The sequence below is a fragment of the Ralstonia sp. 110700041-2 genome, from assembly GCF_056280165.1.
The window spans coordinates 13,525-33,761 of sequence record NZ_JBSFAI010000006.1 but is presented as its reverse complement, the minus strand read 5'-3'; the positions used below and the strand labels follow the sequence as shown (position 1 = coordinate 33,761).

Sequence of the window (20,237 nt, the reverse complement as noted above, 5' to 3'; positions counted from 1 at the left end):
CTTGAAGTTGCTTGCAGTCAGGAGACCGCTTACAGCACCTTCGCTTCGGTCTTGAGCTTGGCGACCAGCGTGGCCACATCGGGCACCATCACGCCAGCGCTGCGCTTGGCGGGCTCGACCACCTTCAGCGTCTTCAGGCGCGGTGCAACATCCACGCCCAGGTCTTCCGGCTTGACCGTGTCGAGTTGCTTCTTTTTCGCCTTCATGATGTTGGGCAGCGTCACGTAGCGCGGCTCGTTCAGGCGCAGGTCGGTGGTGACCACGGCCGGCAGCTTGACCGACAGGGTTTCCAGGCCACCGTCCACTTCACGCGTGACCGAAGCCTTACCGTCGGCAATCTGCACCTTCGAGGCAAACGTCGCTTGCGGCAGCCCCGCCAGCGCAGCCAGCATTTGGCCGGTCTGATTGGCGTCGTCGTCAATCGCCTGCTTGCCGAGGATGATCAGCTGAGGCTGCTCCTTGTCGACCAGCGCCTTGAGCAGCTTGGCGACAGCCAGCGGCTGCAGCTCTTCCGCAGTCTCGACCAGGATGCCGCGATCGGCGCCGATGGCCATGGCGGTGCGCAGAGTTTCCTGGCACTGCGTCACGCCGCACGACACGGCAATCACTTCGGTAGCGACGCCCGCTTCCTTCAGGCGAACCGCCTCTTCCACGGCGATCTCGTCGAACGGGTTCATGCTCATCTTGACGTTGGCCAGATCGACACCGCTGCCGTCCGTCTTCACGCGAACCTTCACGTTGTAATCGATCACGCGCTTGACTGCGACCAGGACTTTCATGCGCTCACTCCACTAATTGATAAGACGATTTTGCAAAACGCCGGCCATTATAAGGGGGGCCGGTCGCTCGCGTAATTTTTCCGAACGGTCGTGCTATTTTAACCGCGAAAATTTGCCGGACGCCAGTCAAACGTCCGGCAATCTGTTTGGTAGAACCCTCTACCGGATCACCTACGGATCACAAAAGTGGTTACCAAGCCACAATCACCGCATCTTTGTACTTCGCCTTGACGAAGGACTTCACGGCGTCGGAATGATACGCCTTCACGAGCTTGGCGACCCAGGGTTGATCCTTGTCGGCGGCGCGGATGGCAATCACGTTGGCGTAAGGACCCTTCGGGCTTTCGATGGCGATGCCGTCCTTGGTCGGGTCCAGGTTGGCCTTTTCAGCGTAATTGCCGTTGATGGCGGCGGCATCCAGATCATCGAGCGAGCGCGGCAGTTGCGCGGCGTCCAGCTCGACGAACTTCAGTTTCTTCGGGTTATCAGCCACATCGCGCGGCGAGGCCTTGAAACCGGCGTTCGGCTTGAGCTTGATCACGCCTTGCGATTGCAGCAGCAGCAGCGCGCGGCCTCCGTTGGTGGGGTCGTTCGGCAGGCCGAAGCGCGCACCTTCCTTCAGTTCCTTCAGCGACTTGATCTTCTTGGAGTAGATGCCCATCGGGAAGGTGATGGTCTGACCGACGCTCACGAACTTGTAGCCGCGCGTGGCGATCTGGTCATCCAGATACGGCTGGTGCTGATAGCTGTTGGCGTCCAGGTCACCGGCAGCCAGGGCAGCGTTTGGCTGGATGTAATCGTTGAACTCGACGATCTGGAGTTTCAGGCCGTCCTTTTCGGCGACCTTCTTCACTTCTTCCATGATCTCGGCGTGCGGGCCGGCGGTCACGCCGATCTTGATCGGCTTGCTCTGCGCCAGGGCGCTGCCTGCGACCAGTGCCAATGCGGCACCAAGACTCGCGGACCATTGCAGCAGTTGACGGCGGTTCATTGTGTTTCCTCGCTTTGTCTGTCGATTGAGTAATTAACGGTGGCTCAGGCGGCGCACGAGCCAATCGCCCGTCGATTGCACCGCCTGCACGAAGACGATCAGGATGACGACAACCGCCAGCATGATGTCCGATTCATAGCGCTGATAGCCGTAGCGGATGCCCAAGTCGCCCAGGCCGCCGCCGCCGATGGTACCGGCCATGGCCGAGTAGCCGACCAGGCTGACAAAGGTGATCGTCAGGCCGGCGAGGATGCCGGGCATCGCCTCGGGCAGCAACACCTTGTAGACGAGTTGGCCCGTCGTCGCCCCCATCGATTGCGCGGCTTCGATCAGGCCGCGGTCCACTTCGCGCAGCGCAGTCTCGACCAGGCGCGCAACAAAGGGAATCGCAGCAATCGTCAGCGGCACGATGGCCGCGGCAGTGCCAATGGAAGAGCCGGCCAGCAAGCGCGTGAATGGAATTACCGCGACCAGCAGGATGATGAACGGCACCGAACGCACGGCATTGACGACGAGGCCGGCCACGCGGTTGAACACCGGTGCCGACAGCACGCCACCCGTGGTCGTCAGATACAGCAGCACGCCCAGCGGCACGCCAAACAGCGCGCCAATGCCGCCTGACACGCCCACCATGGCCAGCGTTTCCCAGAAAGCCGGCAGGAACAGATCGGTCAGGTCAGACCACATGATTGATCTCCTCGACCACCACGCCTTGCTCGCGCAGGAAGTTCATCGCGTTGTTGATGTCAGCGGTTTCGCCCGACGCCAGGATAGCCAGCGAGCCGAACGCCTGGCCCTGAATCTCGTCGATGTGGCCATGGAGAATGTTGAAGTCGAGCCCATAGTTGCGGATCGCCTGCGCCAGCACCGGCTGGTCCACGCCTGCACCGGTAAAGGCCAAACGGAACAGGTGGTCACGGCCACCCTGCTCACGCGCGGTGAGGCGACTTTCCACGCGCGCCAGAACGGACGGCGGCAACTCCTGCGAGATCACCTCACCGATGAGCGCGCGCGTCACGTCATGCTCGGGCTTCAGAAACACGTCGATCACGCGGCCCAGTTCCACAACGCGGCCGGCGTCAAGCACCGCCACGCGGTCGCACACCTGCTTGATGACTTCCATCTGGTGTGTGATCAGCACGATAGTCAGACCGAGTTCGCGGTTGATCTTGCGCAGCAGGTCGAGAATCGAGCGCGTCGTCTCCGGGTCCAGCGCGGAAGTTGCCTCATCGGAGAGCAGCACATCGGGCTGGCTCGCCAGCGCGCGGGCAATGCCAACGCGCTGCTTCTGGCCACCGGAAATCTGCGCGGGGTAACGATCCTTGTGCGCGGACAGACCCACCAGTTCCAGCAGCGGCAACACGATCTCGCGGATGCGTTCGCGCGATGTGCCGGCCAGCTCCAGCGGCAGCGCCACGTTGTCGTACACGGTGCGCGACGACAGCAAATTGAAGTGCTGGAAGATCATGCCGATCTTGCGGCGCGCCTGGCGCAGCCCATCGGCATTCAGTGCGGTGAGCTCCTGCCCCGCCACGGTGACGGTGCCGGAGGTGGGCCGGTTCAGCAGATTGATGACGCGGACCAGCGTGCTTTTGCCCGCGCCGCTGCGGCCGATGATGCCGAAAATCTCGCCGCGGTTGATGGTCAGGTCGACGTCGCGCAGCGCGTGGACGTCATGGTCGCCCGCCCCCCGGAAGTGCTGCGATATCCCCTTGAGTTCGATCATGCGTACAGACAAAAACGGCAACCGCCCATTTAGGCCGTTGCCGTCTCTTTTTTGTTTGAATGAGGCGCTAGTGTAAGGCAGGCCCCACATGCGAGGAACGATTCTTTAACGATGTCTTTATTACTTTTTCGAATGACATCAATGAATAGTCATCGTTGATAGCCTAAAGCTCGGCAAGCGCCTTGACGTGCGCCACCACGCTGCGGCCAAGCGCACTGAGGTTGTAGCCGCCCTCAAGACAACTGACGATGCGGCCCTTGGCGTGCGTGCGCGCCACTTGCATGAGCTGCTGCGTGATCCAGGTGTAGTCTGCCTCGACCAAGCCCATCTGGCCCAGATCATCTTCGCGGTGCGCATCGAAGCCCGCAGAGATGAACAGCATCTCGGGCTGGAACGCCTCCAGGCGTGGCAGCCAGATGGTTTCCACCACCTCCCGCACGGTCAGGCCATTGGTGTACGCCGGTAACGGGATGTTCACCATGTTGGCCGCCACCGCCTCGGTGCCGGAATACGGATAGAACGGGTGCTGGAAGATGCTGCACATCAGCACGCGGGGCTCATCGCGGAAGGCCGCTTCGGTGCCGTTGCCATGGTGCACATCAAAGTCGACGATCGCCACGCGCTGCAGGCCGTGATGATCAAGCGCATGACGTGCGGCCACGGCCACGTTGTTGAAGAAGCAGAAGCCCATCGCACGGCCCGGCTCCGCATGATGGCCCGGTGGGCGCACGCTGCAGAAGGCGTTCTCCAGCTCGCCGGCGATGACCTTGTCGGTGGCGTCCACCGCGGCACCTGCGGCCAGCACCGCAGCCATATAGGTGTGCGGGTTCATCGAGGTGTCGGGATCAATCGGCATATAGCCGGCGATCGGCACACTGGCCACCAGTTCGCGCACGTATTCGGCGCGATGGACGCGGCACAGCTGCGCCTCGGTGGCGGGCGGCGCCTCGCAGGGAACGAGCAGGTCGTCGATGCGGCTGGCGATGAGCTGGTCTTCGATCGCGCGCAGGCGATCCGGACATTCGGGATGGTGCGGTCCCATCTCGTGCCGGAGGAATTCGGGATGCGTATAGAGGCCGGTCGCCATGTTGTTGTGATCCGGTGTGCTTCAGTGTCTCCAGCCGCTACGTTAGCACGGCTGTGCGACAACGCCGCGCGCCCTGGACGATCCAACAGACGCATCCGCTACAATGCCCCGATCCCGTATGAAGCCTCCCCATGAGCCAATCGCCTTCTTCCCGACGTCCCGTATTGCGCGCCCTGGTGGCTGGCGCAGCGCTCTCCGCGCTCTCTTTCCCGGCGCTCTCGCTGGCTGCCAAGAAGACCGCCAAATCGCCCAAGCGCCGCGTCGCGGTGCATGAAGAAGAGATCGACCCCGATCGTTATCGCAACAACCCGCAAACGCAGGCCTTCATCGGCATGCTGGTCGCGCAGTACAACTTTGACCGGACATCGCTCGAAACGCTGTTTGCGGGCACGGCCTATTCCGCCACGGTGGCGCGCCTGATCCTGCCGCCGGCCACGCCCGCGCGTCGCAGCTGGACGGCCTATCGCGCCCGCTTCATCGAACCGATCCGCATCGGCGCAGGCGTGCGGTTCTGGCAGCAATACGGCGACACACTGCGCCGCGCCGAGAACGAATTCGGCGTGCCGGCCGATGTGATCGTGGGCATCCTGGGCGTGGAGACCATCTACGGCCGCGACATGGGCAACTTCCGCGTAATGGACGCGCTGTCCACGCTGGCCTTCGACTACCCCGACACGCCCAACCGCGAAGACCGCAGCACGATGTTCCGCAACCAGCTCAAGGACTTCCTGCTCTGGTGCCGTGACACGGGCACGGAGACGTTCTCGGTCCTGGGCTCGTACGCGGGCGCAGTCGGTATTCCGCAATTCATGCCGACCAGCATCCGCGAATACGCCATCGATTACGACCACGACGGCCACATCGACCTGCGCAACAGCGCGGTGGATGCCATCGGCAGCGTTGCCCGCTTCCTGCAGATGCACGGCTGGGAGCCAAACCGCCCGGTGATGTGGAACATTGCCGGCGATGCCGACAGCCAGGGCATTGCGGCCGCCGCCGCAGATGGCCAGCCGTATCCCGGCATGACGTTGTCCAGGCTCACACGCGCTGGTCTGGCATTGGCTCCGGGTGTGGATACCGCGCGCGAGCAAGAAACCGAAGTGCTGATGATCGATCTGCCCACGCCCGGCCAACCGACGGAATACCGCGTGGGGCTGCGCAACTTCTACGTGCTCACACGCTATAACCGCAGCTTCTTCTATGCCGCCGCGGTGTACGAGTTGGGCCAGGCCGTGCGGCAGGCGATGCAGGGTTGACCCGCCGTCCACACAAACAAAAAGCGCAGCCGAAGCTGCGCTTTTTTCATGGCGATGCGGCGAGCCGTCAGGCGGGGAAGACCCCCGTCGACAGGTAACGATCGCCCCGGTCGCACACCACGAAAGCGATCGTCGCGTTCTCGACCTCCTCGGCCACACGCAGCGCCACGCACAACGCACCGGCGGCAGAGATCCCGCAGAAGATGCCCTCTTCACGCGCCATTCGACGTGCCATGTGCTCGGCGTCGGACTGGCTGACCGCCTCGGTGCGGTCGATGTACTTCGGATCGTAGATCTTCGGCATGTATGCTTCGGGCCACTTCCGGATACCCGGAATGCGCGAGCCTTCTTCCGGCTGTGCGCCAACGATCTGGATGTCAGCGTTCTTCTCTTTCAGAAAGCGCGAGACACCGGTAATCGTGCCCGTCGTGCCCATCGCCGAAACGAAATGCGTGATGCGGCCTTCGGTGTCGCGCCACAGTTCGGGGCCGGTGGTCTCGTAATGCGCAAGCGGGTTGTCCGGGTTGGCAAACTGATCGAGGATGACGCCCTTTCCTTCCTTTTCCATCGCGTCGGCCAGGTCGCGCGCGTATTCCATGCCGCCCTTGACGGGGGTGAGGATGATCTCAGCGCCGTAAGCGGCCATGCTCTGGCGGCGCTCCACCGACAGGTCTTCCGGCATGATCAGCACCATCTTGTAACCGCGCACGGCAGCCGCCATGGCCAGGGCAATGCCGGTGTTGCCCGACGTGGATTCGATCAGCGTGTCGCCCGGCTTGATGCGGCCGCGCGCTTCGGCGTGCTTGATCATGGACAGCGCAGGGCGATCCTTGACCGAACCGGCCGGGTTGTTGCCCTCGAGTTTGCCGAGGATGACATTGCCGCGGCGCGCGTTGCCTTCGCCGGGAATGCGCTGGAGCTGAACCAGCGGCGTGTTGCCGATGGTGTCTTCGATCGTGAGATAGGCCATGATGCGTGGGGGACGGGAATCTGACCATTGTAATGCAGCCCAAAGCCCTCCCTCGCACATGGCAAAACGCCTCGCTCAGAGCGAGGCGTTGTCGGCAGCATGACCGGCGCGCTTACTTCTTCTTCGCGTCCTTACCGTCCTTCTTGGCGGCGGCCGGTGCCGGTGCAGGCGCTGCTGCTCCGAACGTCAGCCCCTCGTTTTCCAGCTTGGCGAGCGTCTTGCCGCCAATGCCGGAGACGCGAGCCTTGAAGTCGGCGGCGTCCTTGTACGGACCGTTCTTGGTGCGCTCCTCAATGATCGACTTGGAACGCTTGGGGCCGATGCCGGATAGCGTCTCTAGCGCAGCGTGATCTGCGGTATTCACGTCGACGGCGGCCCAAGAGACCGACAGCATCGACAGCGACATCAACGCAGCAGCCAACAGCTTCTTCAACATGTGCTTCTCCTTGGTGTTGGGATGAAAAAACCGCCACATGAGGTGGCGGTTTCGACACATCTTAAAGAGCGATCTGGCAACGCCGCAGCGAACGGACAAAAATTCACACGCTGTCTGATTGTTGGAGCGCTGGGCGATCAGACCGGTTGCTTCAACAGCCACTGGCAGTAGCGCTCCACACCTTCCTGCACCGTGAGGAACGGCGCCGTGTAGCCCGCCGCACGCAGGCGCGATTGATCAGCCTGGGTGAAGCACTGGTACTTGCCACGCAACGCATCGGGAAATTTCACGTACTCGATCAGGCCTTCCTGAGCCAGTTCCTCGGTAGAAAGCGCCGGCTTGCCTTCGGCTCCGCGCAACGTGTTCACCACCGTCGTGGCGATGTCGTTGAACGGCTGCGCGCGGCCCGTGCCGAGATTGAAGATGCCCGACTTGTCCGGATTGTCGAAGAAGAAGAGGTTGACCTTGACCACATCTTCCACCGACACGAAATCGCGCATCTGGCCGCCTTGCGGGTAGCCGTTGTACTCGCCGAACAGCTTGACGGTACCTTCCGAGCGGAACTGGTTGAAGTTGTGGAACGCCACCGACGCCATGCGGCCCTTGTGCTGCTCGCGCGGGCCGTAGACGTTGAAGTAGCGGAAGCCGACGATCTGCGACAGCGCGGTCGGCATGACACGGCGCACGATCTGGTCGAACAGCAGCTTGGAGTAACCGTACACGTTGAGCGGCCGCTCGAACTCGGGCTCTTCGCGGAACGTTTCCGACGCGCCGTACGTGGCTGCCGACGAGGCATAGAGGAACTGCACGCCTTGGTCCAGACACGCGCGCATCACCGCCAGCGAGTAACGGTAATTGTTGTCCATCATGTAGCGGCCATCGGTCTCCATGGTGTCGGAGCAGGCGCCTTCATGGAAGATGGCGCGGACCTTGCCGAACTCGCCGCGCGCAAAGCGTTCGACAAAATCGGTCTTGTCCAGGTAGTCGCTGATCTGGCAGTCGACGATGTTCTTGAACTTGTCGGCCCGCGTGAGGTTGTCGACGGCGATGATGTCGGTCTCGCCGCGCTCGTTCAGGCCCTTGACGATGTTGGCGCCGATAAAGCCGGCCGCGCCGGTGACGATGATGGTCATGATCCGTTGATCAGGTGATCAGTTGAAGAGTTCTGCGTGGGTGACGACAGCCGTGCCCAGCTTGCCGACCACGATGCCGCCTGCGCGGTTCGCGTACTGCACGGCTTCCTTGATGTTGGCGCCTGCGCCCAGCAGCGTGGCAAGCGTAGCGATCACCGTATCGCCCGCGCCCGAGACGTCGAACACCTCTCGCGCCTGCGCTGACACGTGCAGCACCTCGTGCTCGGTGTAGAGCGTCATGCCTTCTTCGGAGCGTGTGAGCAGCAACGCTTCGAGCTGCAGCTCCCGGCGCAGATTCTGTGCCCGGATGGTCAGGTCCTGCTCCGACTTCCACGAGCCCACCACCTGGCGCATTTCAGCGCGATTGGGCGTGATCATGGTGGCGCCCCTGTAGCGCGAGTAGTCGTCGCCCTTCGGGTCGACCAGCACGCGGCGGCCTGCCTGGCGCGACGCCTCAATCATCTTGCCGACATGCGTGAGACCGCCCTTGCCGTAGTCCGACAGCACCACCACGTCGTGCTGCGGCACCAGCGTGGCGAAACGATCGAGCACCGACATCAGCACTTCGTGCGTGGGCGCGTTCTCGAAATCGACGCGAATCAATTGCTGCTGACGAGCCAGCACGCGCAGTTTGATCGTCGTGTTGACTGCCGGATCACGATGCAGGTGACCGGTGACGTGGCTTTCGCCGAGCAGCGTTTCGATGCTGCGGCCCGGCTCGTCGTCGCCGACCACACCGAGCATGGCTGCCTGCGCGCCGAGCGCCGCCACGTTGCGCGCCACGTTGGCGGCACCGCCGAGACGTTCGTCCTGGCGCTTGATCTGCACGACCGGTACCGGCGCTTCGGGCGAAATCCGATCGACGTCTCCAAACCAGTAGCGGTCGAGCATCATGTCGCCGACCACGAGGATACGGGCGGCGTGGATCTGTTCGGAAGCGAGCGTGGTCATGAGTCTGGGCGTCGGCAGCGGCCGGTGGGTCGGTGATTACGATTGGGTGGAGCGCCCGATGGCCTGATATTCAAAGCCCGCATCGCGCATGGCTTGCGGCTCGAACAGATTGCGGCCGTCGAACACCATCGGCGTCTTCAACAGGGCCTTCACGGCGTTGAAGTCCGGGCTGCGGAACGCCTTCCACTCGGTCACGATGACCAGTGCGTCGGCATCCTTAAGCGCGTCCATCTGACCGGCGCAGAACGCCACGCGTTCCAGTTGTTCCGAAGAAAGATCAAGCCCCAGCGCATGGCGGGCCTCTTCCATCGCAACCGGGTCATACACCTGCACGCGCGCGCCACGCGCCAGCAGCGCAGCAATCAGGTTGCGGCTCGGTGCTTCGCGCATGTCGTCGGTGTTCGGCTTGAACGCCAGACCCCAGATGGCGAACGTGCGGCCGGTCAGGTCGGCACCCATGCGGTCTTCGATCTTGCCGACCAGCACTTCCTTCTGCTTGTCGTTGACGGCCTCAACGGCTTCCAGCACGTGCAGCGTCTGACCGTACTCCTGCGCCGTGCGCACCAGCGCCTGCACATCCTTCGGGAAACACGAGCCGCCGTAGCCGGTGCCGGCGTAGAGGAAGCTGTAGCCGATACGCGGGTCGGAACCGATGCCCAGGCGAACGAGTTCAATGTCCGCGCCCACCTTGTCGGCCAGATTGGCCATCTCGTTCATGAACGAGATGCGCGTGGCCAGCATCGAATTGGCGGCGTACTTGGTGAATTCGGCGGAGCGCACGTCCATGTAGAACGTGCGCTCATGGTTGCGATTGAACGGCGCGTAAAGCGTACGCATGATGGCCTTGGCACGCAGGCCATTGTTATCGCCATACGTGCCAAGCACGATGCGGTCCGGGCGCATGAAGTCGTCCACCGCGGCGCCTTCTTTCAGGAATTCGGGGTTCGACACGACCGAGAAGCCGATGTCAGACTTGCCGCGCGTAGCAAGCACTTCACCCACTGCAGCGCGCACCTTGTCGCCCGTTCCCACCGGCACCGTCGATTTGTCGACAATCACCTTGAAGCCCGTCATGTGCTGGGCGATGTTGCGGGCGGCCGCCAACACGTACTTCAGGTCGGCCGAGCCGTCTTCATCGGGCGGCGTGCCCACAGCGATGAACTGCACGTCGCCGTGCGCCACGCTGGCAGCCACGTCGGTCGAAAACTGGATGCGGCCGGCCGCGCGGTTACGCTCGATCAACTCCTTCAGTCCCGGTTCGTAGATGGGCACGCCGCCGGCGTTGAGCAGGTCGATCTTCTTCTGGTCGACGTCGAGACAGAACACATCGTTGCCCAGCTCCGCCAGACATGCGCCGGTGACTAGTCCGACATAACCGCTACCGATGATGGTGATTTTCATACGAACACTTAAAGATTGAAAAAGCGCCAGCGCGGCCGTTGCACACACCTGCCGCGCCGGACTGAATTACATGCTGGCGCCGCCACTGCCGCCGAGCGTCTCGGTACGACGCGGAGCATACGTTTCCCAGCGGTTGCAGCCCGGGCACTGCCAATAGAACAGGCGCGCACGGAATCCGCACTCCTGGCAGGTATAGCGCGCCAGGTTGCGCGTACGGCTTTGCAGCAGATCGCGAATCGCGCCGAGATCCTGCGCGCGCTGGATGTCAGCATTGCTGCCCGCCTCAACCGGATCCGCCAACGCACTCTCGGCTACGTCGGCCGTCGCAGGTGCTTCATGGCCGACCGCCTCGGACGCGCGCGTCGCCTCGGCTTCCACCAGCCGCGTCAGCGCCACCAACGAGGGCTGACGGCGGATCTGGTCGCGCATCAGCGCCACGGCATCGTCGATACCGTGCACGTCCAGTTCGTATTTGTAGACTGTATCGAGCAGTTCGGGGCCCAGCCGTGCGTCCATCTTGGAGCGCAACCAGGCGAGCCCCTCTGCGGCACGACCAAGCTGCGTGTACGCCTTCATCAGCCGTTCGGCCACCAAGGGCAAGAACGCAGTGTTTTGCTGTTCGATGCTACGCCAACGCTTGATGGCGCCTTCAACATCGCCCTGCCCTTGCGACACATCGCCCAACTGAATGGTGGCTCGCACATTCTTGGGATTCTCCTGAAGGGCACGTTCCAACCATTCGATGGCGGTCGGCACGTCCTTGCGCTGCAGCGCTTCCTGCGCGACCTCGCAGCAGAACTGCGCGATTTGCACGGCGTAATCCTTGCCTTGCAGCTTCTGCAATTCACGCGCAGCTTCAATGGCTTTGCGCCACTCTTTCTCGACTTCGTACAACTCCAGCAGCACGCGCTTGGCTGGCTCGGCAAATGTGCCTTCCATCAGCATGCGCAGGGATTCCTCGGCGCGATCCAGCAAGCCCGCGCGCAGGAAATCCTGCCCCAGTTCAAACAACGCGTGATCGCGCTCATTGGGGGGCAGATCGGGGCGATTGACGAGATTTTGGTGAACGCGAATGGCGCGTTCGGTTTCGCCGCGCCGACGAAACAGGCTGCCGAGCGCAAAGTGCAACTCGGTAGTCTCCGGGTCCAGCCGCGCAACTTCAATGAAAGCGTCGATGGCCTTGTCCGGCTGCTCGTTGAGCAGGAAATTCAGGCCCTTGAAATACGAGCGCGGCAGCGACGATTGTTCGGTGCGCAACTGGCGGGCATCGAGTCGGGCAGCCGCCCAGCCCAAGCCAAACACCAGCGGGATGGCCAACAGCCACCAGAGATCAAAATCCATGCGTCAGACCTTGGGGCCGGGAACGTGATACGGAGAGTCGGCAACCACGGGCGTCGGCACCTCGGTCACCTCTTCGGCCTTCTTCATGCGACCGATCTGGCGACGCAGGCGGCTTGCCGTAAAGCGATGCCGCATCACGCGCGGCGCCATCGCCAACATGGCCAGCAAGATGCCGGCAACAAAGAACGCCAAGGCAATCAAGATCAACGGTGCGTGCCAGACCACGCCAAACGGCAGCACGAGCGAGACTTCCGCCGTGTTGTGCAGTGCCAGCACGAAGAGCAGCACAAACAACAAGATGCGGATGACCCAGACGAGAAATTTCATGCGGATTCGGAAACGAGCGGCGGTGCAGCAGCCGGATGCGGCACGATTGCCGAGTTGTGCCGCATTGTAGCGGATTCACATGGCGGCCAGCCACGCCAGGCTTGGCGGCAGACAAGCATTGCCTAAACAAAAAACGCCCCGGCAAGCGGGGCGTTCCTGAAACTACCAAGTGCTACCTGGCCTCAGCGCGACATGGCCAGCGGCACCGCCGTGTCTACCGGAAAACCGGCAGCCTGGCGGGAGCTGTCAACCTGTCGCGCAGCCTTTACAGCCGCGAGCGACACGGCAGACTCGCCCTCCGAAGAAGGCTCGCCTTGTCGCTCAAGGCTGCGGTCAACCCGTTCGCGCAACTCCTTGCCGGCCTTGAAATGCGGTACCCGCTTTTCGGGTACCAGCACCTTCTCGCCAGACTTGGGATTGCGACCGACACGCGGCGGACGACGATTCAGACCAAAACTGCCAAATCCGCGGATCTCGATGCGGTGGCCGTCCGCCAAGGCGTCGGACATCGCATCCAGGATCGTCTTAACCGCGATATCCGCATCCCGCAGCAGCAGCTGCGGAAAGCGAGCGGCCAGCTTTTCCACGAGTTCGGACTTGGTCATGGGCATCGTGCGCGCGTCCTCGTCGTTCTTTAGGGTCGACCCGGTGGATGCTTACTGGTTGGTCTCGTTCAGCTTGGCCTTCAGCAGCGCGCCGAGGTTCGTGGTACCAGCTGCGCCGGTATCCGCCGAGAACTTCTGCATCGCTTCCTGTTGGTCGGCGCTGTCCTTCGCCTTGATGGAGACGTTGATGTTGCGCGACTTACGATCGATGTTGACGATCATCGCGGTCATCGTTTCGCCTTCCTTCAGCACGTTGCGGGCATCTTCCACACGGTCGCTCGAGATTTCCGAGGCGCGCAGGTAGCCTTCCACGTCGTCAGCCAGCTGCACCACGGCACCCTTCGGATCAACGGCCTTGATCGTGACCTGCACGATCGAACCCTTGTCGTTGGTCGAGATGAAGTTGTTGAACGGATCGCCCGACAGTTGCTTGATACCCAGCGAGATGCGTTCCTTGTCGACATCGATGGCCAGCACAACGGCTTCCACTTCGTCGCCCTTCTTGTACTTGCGAACGGCTTCTTCGCCAGTCTCTTGCCACGACAGGTCCGACAGGTGCACCAGGCCGTCGATGCCGCCCGGCAGACCGATGAACACGCCGAAGTCGGTGATCGACTTGATCTGGCCAGCCAGCTTGTCGCCCTTCTTCTGGTTGCGTGCGAAATCGTCCCACGGGTTGGCCTTGCACTGCTTCATGCCCAGGCTGATACGACGTTTGTCTTCGTCGATATCCAGAACCATGACTTCCACTTCGTCGCCCAGCTGGACAACCTTCGACGGGGCCACGTTCTTGTTCGTCCAGTCCATTTCCGACACGTGGACCAGGCCTTCGATACCGGCTTCGATCTCGACAAACGCGCCGTAGTCGGTCAGGTTGGTGACCTTGCCGAACAGGCGGGTGCCTTGCGGGTAGCGGCGCGAGATGCCGACCCACGGATCTTCGCCCAACTGCTTGACGCCCAGCGAGACGCGGTTCTTCTCTTGGTCGAACTTGAGGATCTTGGCGGTGATTTCCTGGCCAACCGACAGCACTTCGCTCGGGTGACGGACACGACGCCATGCCAGGTCGGTGATGTGCAGCAGACCGTCGATGCCACCCAGATCCACGAACGCGCCGTAGTCGGTGATGTTCTTGACGATACCGTTGACGATCGCACCTTCCTTGAGCGTTTCCATCAGCTTCTGACGCTCTTCGCCCAGCGTGGCTTCAACCACGGCACGGCGCGACAGCACAACGTTGTTGCGCTTGCGGTCCAGCTTGATGACCTTGAATTCGAGGGTCTTGCCTTCGTACGGCGTGGTGTCCTTGATCGGACGCACGTCGACGAGCGAACCCGGCAGGAATGCACGAATACCGTTGACCATGACGGTCAGGCCGCCCTTGACCTTGCCGGTCACGGTACCGGAGATGATCTCGCCGGATTCCAGTGCCTTCTCAAGGTTCAGCCACGAAGCCAGACGCTTGGCCTTGTCGCGCGACAGGATGGTGTCGCCGTAGCCGTTTTCCAGCGCGTCGATTGCGACCGAAACGTAGTCGCCGACTTGCACTTCCAGCTCGCCCTGATCGTTCAGGAACTCTTCGACCGGAACAAAAGCTTCAGACTTCAGGCCCGCGTTCACAACGACGAAGTTGTGGTCAATACGCACAACTTCCGCAGAGATCACTTCGCCAGCCTTCATATTGGACTTGGCGATCGACTCTTCGAACAGGGCGGCAAAAGATTCGTTAGTTTGGGACATAAAAAATAGGCATCCGCAGAACATGCCTCGCATTGCTTTCGCACAGAATGGGCGAAGACACGCATGCGGGGTTACGAGTTGAACAACCGCCGGCAGCGATATGCCACCGGCACCGATCGAACCGGTTCAGCCGGGTCAGTTTGCCTTGTTGGCGCCCTGCACCTGACGGTACCAGTCCAGTACTTGCGCGACGACTTCATCGACAGTCATGTCGGACGAATCCAGTTGTCGCGCATCTTGCGCCGGACGCAACGGCGCGACACTGCGGGTGCGATCCCGCAAATCACGCGCCTCCAAGTCCTGCGAAAGACTTTCCACTGTAGCAGAAAAACCCTTTGCAATCAATTGTTTATAGCGCCGCTCGGCGCGTGCCTGCACGCTTGCCGTCAGAAACACCTTGAGCACTGCTTCGGGGAAAACCACCGTGCCCATGTCGCGGCCATCGGCCACGAGGCCGGGCGCCTCCAGGAACGCGCGCTGGCGTGCATGCAACGCCTCCCGCACCGCGCCATGCACGGCGATGGCCGAAGCTTGATTGCCAACGGACTCATGGCGCAGGGCCAAGCTCACATCCTCGCCCTTGAGCCAGATGCGATCCGCCTTAAAGCGCACATCCAGTTCGCGGGCAATACGCACGAGACTTTCAACGTCGTGGTCGTCGATGTTCTCGCGCATGCTGGCAAGCGCCACCAACCGGTACAGCGACCCGCTATCAAGCAAGTGAAAACCGAGCAGATCAGCGATCTGGTGAGCGACCGTGCCCTTGCCAGATGCGGTCGGACCGTCGATGGTGATGACCGGGTACGGCATGGAAGCAGCGGTGTCGGACATGATGAAGTGCGTGCAGTTAATTGCGGTTCAGGCGGTGATGCCGCCGAACGCCGTGAAATATTCCGGGAACGTCTTGGCGACGCAGCGCGGGTCGTTGATACGGACCGGCACCGGGCCGAACGCTGCCAGCGAGAAAGCCATCGCCATGCGATGGTCATCGTAGGTGTCGATGCCACCGGCCGGCGGCGTCCATTGCGACGGAGGCGTCACGCGAATGTAGTCCGCGCCCTCTTCAACCTCGGCGCCAAGCTTGCGCAGTTCGGTGGCCATGGCGCTCAGGCGGTCGGTTTCCTTGACGCGCCAGCTTGCGATGTTCGTCAAGGTAGTCGTGCCGTCAGCAAACAACGCAGCCACCGCCAGCGTCATGGCCGCATCTGGAATGTGGTTGCAATCCAACTCGACAGCGTGCAGCTTGCCGTCGTCGCGTTCGGCGCCGCGCACTTCGATCCAGTTGCCGCCGGCCATCACGTTGGCGCCCATGCGATTCAGCGCGTCGGCAAAGCGGACATCACCCTGGATGCTGGACATGCCGACGCCCTCCACACGCACCGGCCCGCCGCCGAGCGCACCAGCGGCCAGGAAGTACGACGCGGAGGAAGCATCGCCCTCCACAAAGATCTCTCCCGGCGCCGTGTAAGCCACGCCGGTCGGCACGGTGAACGACGACCAGCCATCTCGCGCGACCTGCACGCCGAAGCGCGCCATCAGGTTCAGCGTGATTTCGATGTAAGGCTTGGAAATCAACTCGCCAACCACTTCGATGGTGACGTTGCCGGCAGACTCGACGAGCGGCAGCGCCATCAGCAATGCCGTCAGGAACTGACTCGACACATCGCCGCGCACGCGGATCGGTGCGTCGATCTTGACCGGCGCGGCGTGGATCGCCAGCGGCGGATAACCCTCATTGCCCGTGTAGTCGATGCGCGCACCGACCTGGCGCAGGCCGTCGACCAGATCGCCGATCGGACGCTCGTGCATGCGCGGCACGCCGTGCAGCGTGTACTCGCCACCTTGCAGCGCCAGCGCGGCTGTCAGCGGACGGATGGCTGTGCCGGCGTTGCCCATGAACAGATCGGCCGACGTGTTCGGGAAGCGGCCGCCGGTGCCGGTGACGCGGTATGCGTTCTCGCCCTGGCCTTCGACCGAGACGCCCAGCTTGCCAAGCGCGTCGAGCATGACGCGCGTGTCGTCGGAGTCAAGTAGGTCGCGCACCACCGTCTCGCCCTGCGCGAGTGCAGCCAGCAGCAGCACGCGGTTGGAGATGCTCTTCGAGCCCGGCAGCTTGATGGTGCCGCGCGCCGTCTTCAGCGGGCCAACGTCGAGATGTTCCATGAATCCACTCAGTTCAAAACAAAACGTTATTCGGATTGTGCGCCGGCGGCATTTCCTGGCGCCACGCGTTGCGGCCACGCCAGACGCGCTTCGCTGGCACGGCGGAACACGCGCTCGAGTGCATCGCCATCGCGCTCGGCAATCATTGTCTTCAGGCGGCCGATCACGGCTTCGTAGGTGGTGAGCTCGCGCAGCAGCGCCTCGCGATTCGACAGGCAGATGTCACGCCACATTTCGGGCGACGATGCCGCGATGCGCGTGAAATCGCGGAAGCCACCACCGGCGAAATCGAGTTTGAGCGCACCGTCTTCGGCATTGATGATCTGGGCGACCAGCGCGTACGACAGCACGTGTGGCAGGTGGCTCACGGCGGCGAACACGGCGTCGTGCTGCACGGCCGACATGATGCGGCAATGCGCGCCCGCCGCTTCCCACATGGCCTGCACACGTGCGACATCGCTGCGCCGGTTTTCCTGCAGTGGGCACAGCACGGTCTTCTTGCCGACATAGAGGTCAGCCAGCGCCGCCTCCACGCCATTCAACTCACGGCCGGCAATCGGATGCGCTGGCACGAACTGGCTGACCTGATCGCCCAGCGCCGTCTTGGCCGCCATGATGACGTCGGACTTGGTGCTGCCGGCATCCGTAACGATGGTGTCCGGCCCCAGATGCGGCTGCATGGCGAGCAGCAACGGCAACGTCTGCGCGACAGGCGCGCATAGCACGACCATGTCGGCGCCGCGCACGGCCTCTTCCATCGGCAAGGCTTCGTCGATCACGCCCAGACGGATCGCCGTCTCAAGCGACGCAGCCGATCGCCCGACGCCCACAACATGCTCGACTACCCCCGCACGACGCAAGCCCAGCGCCAGCGAACCGCCAATCAGGCCGACGCCAACAATCACCAACCGGGAACTGGAAAATGAAGAGGCCACAACACCGTCCTGCCAGAAAAAAGCAAAGCGGCATTGTAGCCCGATGTACGCGGCGCCCGATGCCTGATGCGGGGCGCTGTGGCGGTTGCGGCTGAAGTTACGCGGCGGCTTTTTCCCGCGCCAGCGCCGACTCCAGTGCGCCGATGAACGTGGCGTTCTCTTCCGGCAAGCCGATGCTGATGCGCAGCCATTGCGGCAAGCCGTAGTTGCCGACCGGGCGCACGATCACACCTTGCTTGAGCAACGCAACGTTCACGCGCGCACCGGCGCCGTTGTCGTCACCCACACGCACCAAGACAAAATTGCCCGATGACGGCACGTATTCAAGGCCCAGCCGATCGAACGCGTCCGTCAACTGCACGTAGCCGGCAGCGTTCAGTTCAGCCGATTGACACAGGAATTCCGCATCATTGAGCGCTGCCACCGCGGCCGCCTGCGCCAAGCTGTTGACGTTGAACGGCTGACGGATGCGGTTGAGCAGATCGGTCAACTGCGGTTGCGCAATGCCATAACCCACACGCAAGCCAGCCAGCCCGTACGCCTTGGAGAACGTCCGCGACACCAGCAGGTTCGGGTATTGGCGCACCCACGCGGTGGAGTCGTACTGCTGCTCCGGCTTGAGGAATTCGTTGTACGCCTCGTCCAGCACGACGACCACCGTCGGCGGCACCTTCGCCAGGAACGCCGCAATCGCATCGGCCGGCAGGAACGTGCCAGTCGGGTTGTTTGGGTTGGCGATGTAGATCAGGCGGGTGTCCGGCGTGATTGCAGCGGCCATCGCGTCAAGATCGTGGCCGTAATCGCGGGCCGGCACCTCGATCGCACGCGCGCCCACCTCCTGCGCGGCCAGCGCATACACGGCAAACGAGTGCTGCGCATACATCACAGCCTGCCCCGGCGACACCAGCGCGCGAGCGGCCAGTTCGAGGATGTCATTGCTGCCGTTGCCGAGGGTGATCCATGTTTCCGGCACGCCAAACTTGGCATGCAGCGCGGCTTTCAGGCTGAAACCGTTGGCATCCGGATAGCGCGCCAGTTCGTCAATGGCCGCAGCCATCGCATTCTTGGCTGACTGCGGCATGCCCAGCGGGTTTTCGTTGGACGCCAGCTTGACGATGCGCGCGGCATCCAGGCCGAATTCGCGTGCCACTTCGGAAATCGGCTTGCCGGCCACATAAGGGGCGATGGCGCGGACATACTCGGGGCCGAACTGCAAAGACATGGGGTGCTCCTCCGTTATCGACGCTCTGCCCGTGCAGAGCGCCTTGAATCCCTCAATGTGCTGAGGGATAGGACCCCAACACTTTGAAATACGCCGCGTCGTGACGCAGCTTTTCCAGCGCGCGCGCTACCTGCGGGTCACGCTGATGGCCTTCCACGTCGACGTAGAAGTAGTACTCCCACGCGCCGCTGCGCGCCGGGCGCGACTCGAAACGGCACATCGACACGCCGTTCTCAGCCAACGGCGCCAGCAACTTGTAGACCGCACCGGCCTCGTTGGGCACCGACAAAATCAAGGACGTCTGATCGCGCCCGCTCGGCTCCGTCTCGTAATTGCCGATCACGACAAAGCGCGTGCGGTTGTGCGGGTCGTCTTCCACATTGGCACGCACCACGTGCAGGCCGTAGCGGTTGGCCGCCTGCACGCTTGCCAGCGCAGCAACCGTTTCGTCCTCGCCCGCCATGCGCGCAGCCTCGGCGTTGCTCGACACGGCCTCGCGCGGCAGGTTCGGATAGTTCGTGTTCAACCACCGTTGGCACTGCGCCAGCGCCTGCGCATGCGCACGCACCACCTTCACCTGCGACATGTCGCCCGTCTTGTGCAGCAGGTTGTGGTGCACCCGCAGCGCAATCTCGCCGCTGATCTTCAGCGACGTCTGCAAGAACAGATCGAGCGTGCGCGACACCACGCCTTCCGTCGAATTTTCGACCGGCACCACGCCGCAATCGACCGTGCCGGACTCGGCCGCACGAAACACCTCGTCGATGCTCGGGCACGGCATTGGCTGGATTTCGTGACCGAAATGCGCGATCACCGCCTGCTCCGAGAACGTGCCCGCCGGGCCGAGGTAACCGATGCGCAGCGCCTGTTCCAGGCCACGGCACGCCGACATCACCTCACGCCAGATGGCGGCGATGCTTTCGTCGTGCAGGGGCCCTTGATTGCCCGACTGCATCTTGCGGATGACCTGCAGCTCGCGGTCCGGCCGGAACGCCGGCGACGAATAGCGCTTCTTCACCTCGCCCACTTCCTGCGCCACCTTGGCGCGGTCGGAAAGCAGCGAAAGCAGCTGGTTGTCGATGGCGTCGATCTGCGTGCGCAACGGCGCAAGCTCGGCCGCCAACGCGGCGTCCTTGTTTTGCTTCGTATCGTCTGACTGACTGGTCATTGTAGG

At 62.7% G+C, this 20,237-nt stretch carries 20 protein-coding genes; 1 reads left to right on the top strand and 19 read right to left on the bottom strand.

Annotated elements, in window-relative coordinates; genetic code table 11:
* Positions 1-29: 29 nt before the first annotated feature.
* The 5 genes from ACUXH0_RS10140 to ACUXH0_RS10120 form a co-directional block, all read right to left on the bottom strand.
* Positions 30-779 (bottom strand): electron transfer flavoprotein subunit beta/FixA family protein, encoded by a 750-nt coding sequence (locus tag ACUXH0_RS10140; protein ID WP_004629169.1) that lies wholly within the window; start codon positions 777-779, stop codon positions 30-32.
* Between the two features lie 190 nt (positions 780-969).
* Complete coding sequence (locus tag ACUXH0_RS10135; protein ID WP_182594237.1) at positions 970-1,770, bottom strand: MetQ/NlpA family ABC transporter substrate-binding protein; 801 nt, start codon at positions 1,768-1,770, stop codon at positions 970-972.
* A 33-nt stretch (positions 1,771-1,803) separates the two neighbouring features.
* Entirely contained in the window at positions 1,804-2,457 is a 654-nt protein-coding gene (locus ACUXH0_RS10130; protein WP_009238641.1) for a methionine ABC transporter permease, read from the bottom strand.
* Complete coding sequence (locus tag ACUXH0_RS10125) at positions 2,447-3,496, bottom strand: methionine ABC transporter ATP-binding protein (RefSeq protein ID WP_024973156.1); 1,050 nt, start codon at positions 3,494-3,496, stop codon at positions 2,447-2,449. The genes ACUXH0_RS10130 and ACUXH0_RS10125 overlap by 11 nt, the downstream gene beginning before the upstream one ends.
* A 163-nt stretch (positions 3,497-3,659) precedes the next feature.
* Positions 3,660-4,583 carry a histone deacetylase family protein gene (locus ACUXH0_RS10120; protein WP_182594236.1) on the bottom strand — a complete coding sequence of 308 codons (924 nt, stop codon included), beginning with the start codon at positions 4,581-4,583 and terminating at the stop codon, positions 3,660-3,662.
* Between the two features lie 131 nt (positions 4,584-4,714).
* Between ACUXH0_RS10120 and mltB the strand changes: the two genes are divergently transcribed.
* Positions 4,715-5,839 (top strand): lytic murein transglycosylase B, encoded by a 1,125-nt coding sequence (mltB, locus tag ACUXH0_RS10115; protein WP_024973158.1) that lies wholly within the window; start codon positions 4,715-4,717, stop codon positions 5,837-5,839.
* Positions 5,840-5,906: 67 nt separating this feature from the next.
* Here the strand turns inward: mltB and cysM are convergent, their stop codons facing one another.
* The 14 genes from cysM to pheA form a co-directional block, all read right to left on the bottom strand.
* Positions 5,907-6,809 carry a cysteine synthase CysM gene (cysM, locus tag ACUXH0_RS10110; protein WP_012435143.1) on the bottom strand — a complete coding sequence of 301 codons (903 nt, stop codon included), beginning with the start codon at positions 6,807-6,809 and terminating at the stop codon, positions 5,907-5,909.
* A 112-nt stretch (positions 6,810-6,921) separates the two neighbouring features.
* A complete protein-coding gene (locus ACUXH0_RS10105) occupies positions 6,922-7,245 on the bottom strand; it encodes a ComEA family DNA-binding protein (protein WP_012435142.1) in 324 nt (107 codons plus the stop codon).
* Between the two features lie 137 nt (positions 7,246-7,382).
* A complete protein-coding gene (rfaD, locus tag ACUXH0_RS10100) occupies positions 7,383-8,378 on the bottom strand; it encodes an ADP-glyceromanno-heptose 6-epimerase (protein WP_004629184.1) in 996 nt (331 codons plus the stop codon).
* 18 nt (positions 8,379-8,396) lie between these two features.
* The gene (gene rfaE1, locus ACUXH0_RS10095; RefSeq protein ID WP_004629186.1) at positions 8,397-9,329 is read right to left on the bottom strand and encodes a D-glycero-beta-D-manno-heptose-7-phosphate kinase; all 933 of its coding nucleotides are present in this window, start codon (positions 9,327-9,329) and stop codon (positions 8,397-8,399) included.
* Between the two features lie 36 nt (positions 9,330-9,365).
* The gene (locus ACUXH0_RS10090) at positions 9,366-10,730 is read right to left on the bottom strand and encodes a UDP-glucose dehydrogenase family protein (RefSeq protein WP_004629188.1); all 1,365 of its coding nucleotides are present in this window, start codon (positions 10,728-10,730) and stop codon (positions 9,366-9,368) included.
* A 66-nt stretch (positions 10,731-10,796) separates the two neighbouring features.
* Entirely contained in the window at positions 10,797-12,071 is a 1,275-nt protein-coding gene (gene lapB / locus ACUXH0_RS10085; RefSeq protein WP_004629189.1) for a lipopolysaccharide assembly protein LapB, read from the bottom strand.
* 3 nt (positions 12,072-12,074) lie between these two features.
* Entirely contained in the window at positions 12,075-12,398 is a 324-nt protein-coding gene (locus tag ACUXH0_RS10080) for a LapA family protein (protein WP_004629192.1), read from the bottom strand.
* A 182-nt stretch (positions 12,399-12,580) separates the two neighbouring features.
* Positions 12,581-13,009 (bottom strand): integration host factor subunit beta, encoded by a 429-nt coding sequence (locus ACUXH0_RS10075; protein WP_004629193.1) that lies wholly within the window; start codon positions 13,007-13,009, stop codon positions 12,581-12,583.
* 45 nt (positions 13,010-13,054) lie between these two features.
* The gene (gene rpsA, locus ACUXH0_RS10070; RefSeq protein WP_004629196.1) at positions 13,055-14,743 is read right to left on the bottom strand and encodes a 30S ribosomal protein S1; all 1,689 of its coding nucleotides are present in this window, start codon (positions 14,741-14,743) and stop codon (positions 13,055-13,057) included.
* A 135-nt stretch (positions 14,744-14,878) separates the two neighbouring features.
* On the bottom strand, positions 14,879-15,574 hold the full coding sequence (cmk, locus tag ACUXH0_RS10065) for a (d)CMP kinase (protein ID WP_004629197.1): 696 nt from the start codon (positions 15,572-15,574) through the stop codon (positions 14,879-14,881).
* A gap of 27 nt (positions 15,575-15,601) precedes the next feature.
* Positions 15,602-16,906: a 3-phosphoshikimate 1-carboxyvinyltransferase gene (gene aroA / locus ACUXH0_RS10060; protein WP_012435140.1), complete on the bottom strand. Its 1,305-nt coding sequence runs from the start codon at positions 16,904-16,906 to the stop codon at positions 15,602-15,604.
* A 26-nt stretch (positions 16,907-16,932) separates the two neighbouring features.
* Positions 16,933-17,841, bottom strand: a complete 909-nt coding sequence (locus ACUXH0_RS10055; RefSeq protein WP_004629202.1) for a prephenate dehydrogenase — start codon at positions 17,839-17,841, stop codon at positions 16,933-16,935.
* Positions 17,842-17,938: 97 nt separating this feature from the next.
* On the bottom strand, positions 17,939-19,063 hold the full coding sequence (gene hisC / locus ACUXH0_RS10050; RefSeq protein ID WP_182594235.1) for a histidinol-phosphate transaminase: 1,125 nt from the start codon (positions 19,061-19,063) through the stop codon (positions 17,939-17,941).
* Between the two features lie 52 nt (positions 19,064-19,115).
* The gene (gene pheA, locus ACUXH0_RS10045) at positions 19,116-20,231 is read right to left on the bottom strand and encodes a prephenate dehydratase (RefSeq protein ID WP_004629206.1); all 1,116 of its coding nucleotides are present in this window, start codon (positions 20,229-20,231) and stop codon (positions 19,116-19,118) included.
* Positions 20,232-20,237: the final 6 nt, after the last annotated feature.

Bases quoted from the DNA above. Each gene is read 5' to 3' on its own strand.
- ACUXH0_RS10140 (WP_004629169.1), bottom strand. From the start codon at position 779: ATGAAAGTCCTGGTCGCAGTCAAGCGCGTGATCGATTACAACGTGAAG.
- ACUXH0_RS10135 (WP_182594237.1), bottom strand. From the start codon at position 1,770: ATGAACCGCCGTCAACTGCTGCAATGGTCCGCGAGTCTTGGTGCCGCA.
- ACUXH0_RS10130 (WP_009238641.1), bottom strand. From the start codon at position 2,457: ATGTGGTCTGACCTGACCGATCTGTTCCTGCCGGCTTTCTGGGAAACG.
- ACUXH0_RS10125 (WP_024973156.1), bottom strand. From the start codon at position 3,496: ATGATCGAACTCAAGGGGATATCGCAGCACTTCCGGGGGGCGGGCGAC.
- ACUXH0_RS10120 (WP_182594236.1), bottom strand. From the start codon at position 4,583: ATGGCGACCGGCCTCTATACGCATCCCGAATTCCTCCGGCACGAGATG.
- mltB (WP_024973158.1), top strand. From the start codon at position 4,715: ATGAGCCAATCGCCTTCTTCCCGACGTCCCGTATTGCGCGCCCTGGTG.
- cysM (WP_012435143.1), bottom strand. From the start codon at position 6,809: ATGGCCTATCTCACGATCGAAGACACCATCGGCAACACGCCGCTGGTT.
- ACUXH0_RS10105 (WP_012435142.1), bottom strand. From the start codon at position 7,245: ATGTTGAAGAAGCTGTTGGCTGCTGCGTTGATGTCGCTGTCGATGCTG.
- rfaD (WP_004629184.1), bottom strand. From the start codon at position 8,378: ATGACCATCATCGTCACCGGCGCGGCCGGCTTTATCGGCGCCAACATC.
- rfaE1 (WP_004629186.1), bottom strand. From the start codon at position 9,329: ATGACCACGCTCGCTTCCGAACAGATCCACGCCGCCCGTATCCTCGTG.
- ACUXH0_RS10090 (WP_004629188.1), bottom strand. From the start codon at position 10,730: ATGAAAATCACCATCATCGGTAGCGGTTATGTCGGACTAGTCACCGGC.
- lapB (WP_004629189.1), bottom strand. From the start codon at position 12,071: ATGGATTTTGATCTCTGGTGGCTGTTGGCCATCCCGCTGGTGTTTGGC.
- ACUXH0_RS10080 (WP_004629192.1), bottom strand. From the start codon at position 12,398: ATGAAATTTCTCGTCTGGGTCATCCGCATCTTGTTGTTTGTGCTGCTC.
- ACUXH0_RS10075 (WP_004629193.1), bottom strand. From the start codon at position 13,009: ATGCCCATGACCAAGTCCGAACTCGTGGAAAAGCTGGCCGCTCGCTTT.
- rpsA (WP_004629196.1), bottom strand. From the start codon at position 14,743: ATGTCCCAAACTAACGAATCTTTTGCCGCCCTGTTCGAAGAGTCGATC.
- cmk (WP_004629197.1), bottom strand. From the start codon at position 15,574: ATGTCCGACACCGCTGCTTCCATGCCGTACCCGGTCATCACCATCGAC.
- aroA (WP_012435140.1), bottom strand. From the start codon at position 16,906: ATGGAACATCTCGACGTTGGCCCGCTGAAGACGGCGCGCGGCACCATC.
- hisC (WP_182594235.1), bottom strand. From the start codon at position 19,063: ATGTCTTTGCAGTTCGGCCCCGAGTATGTCCGCGCCATCGCCCCTTAT.
- pheA (WP_004629206.1), bottom strand. From the start codon at position 20,231: ATGACCAGTCAGTCAGACGATACGAAGCAAAACAAGGACGCCGCGTTG.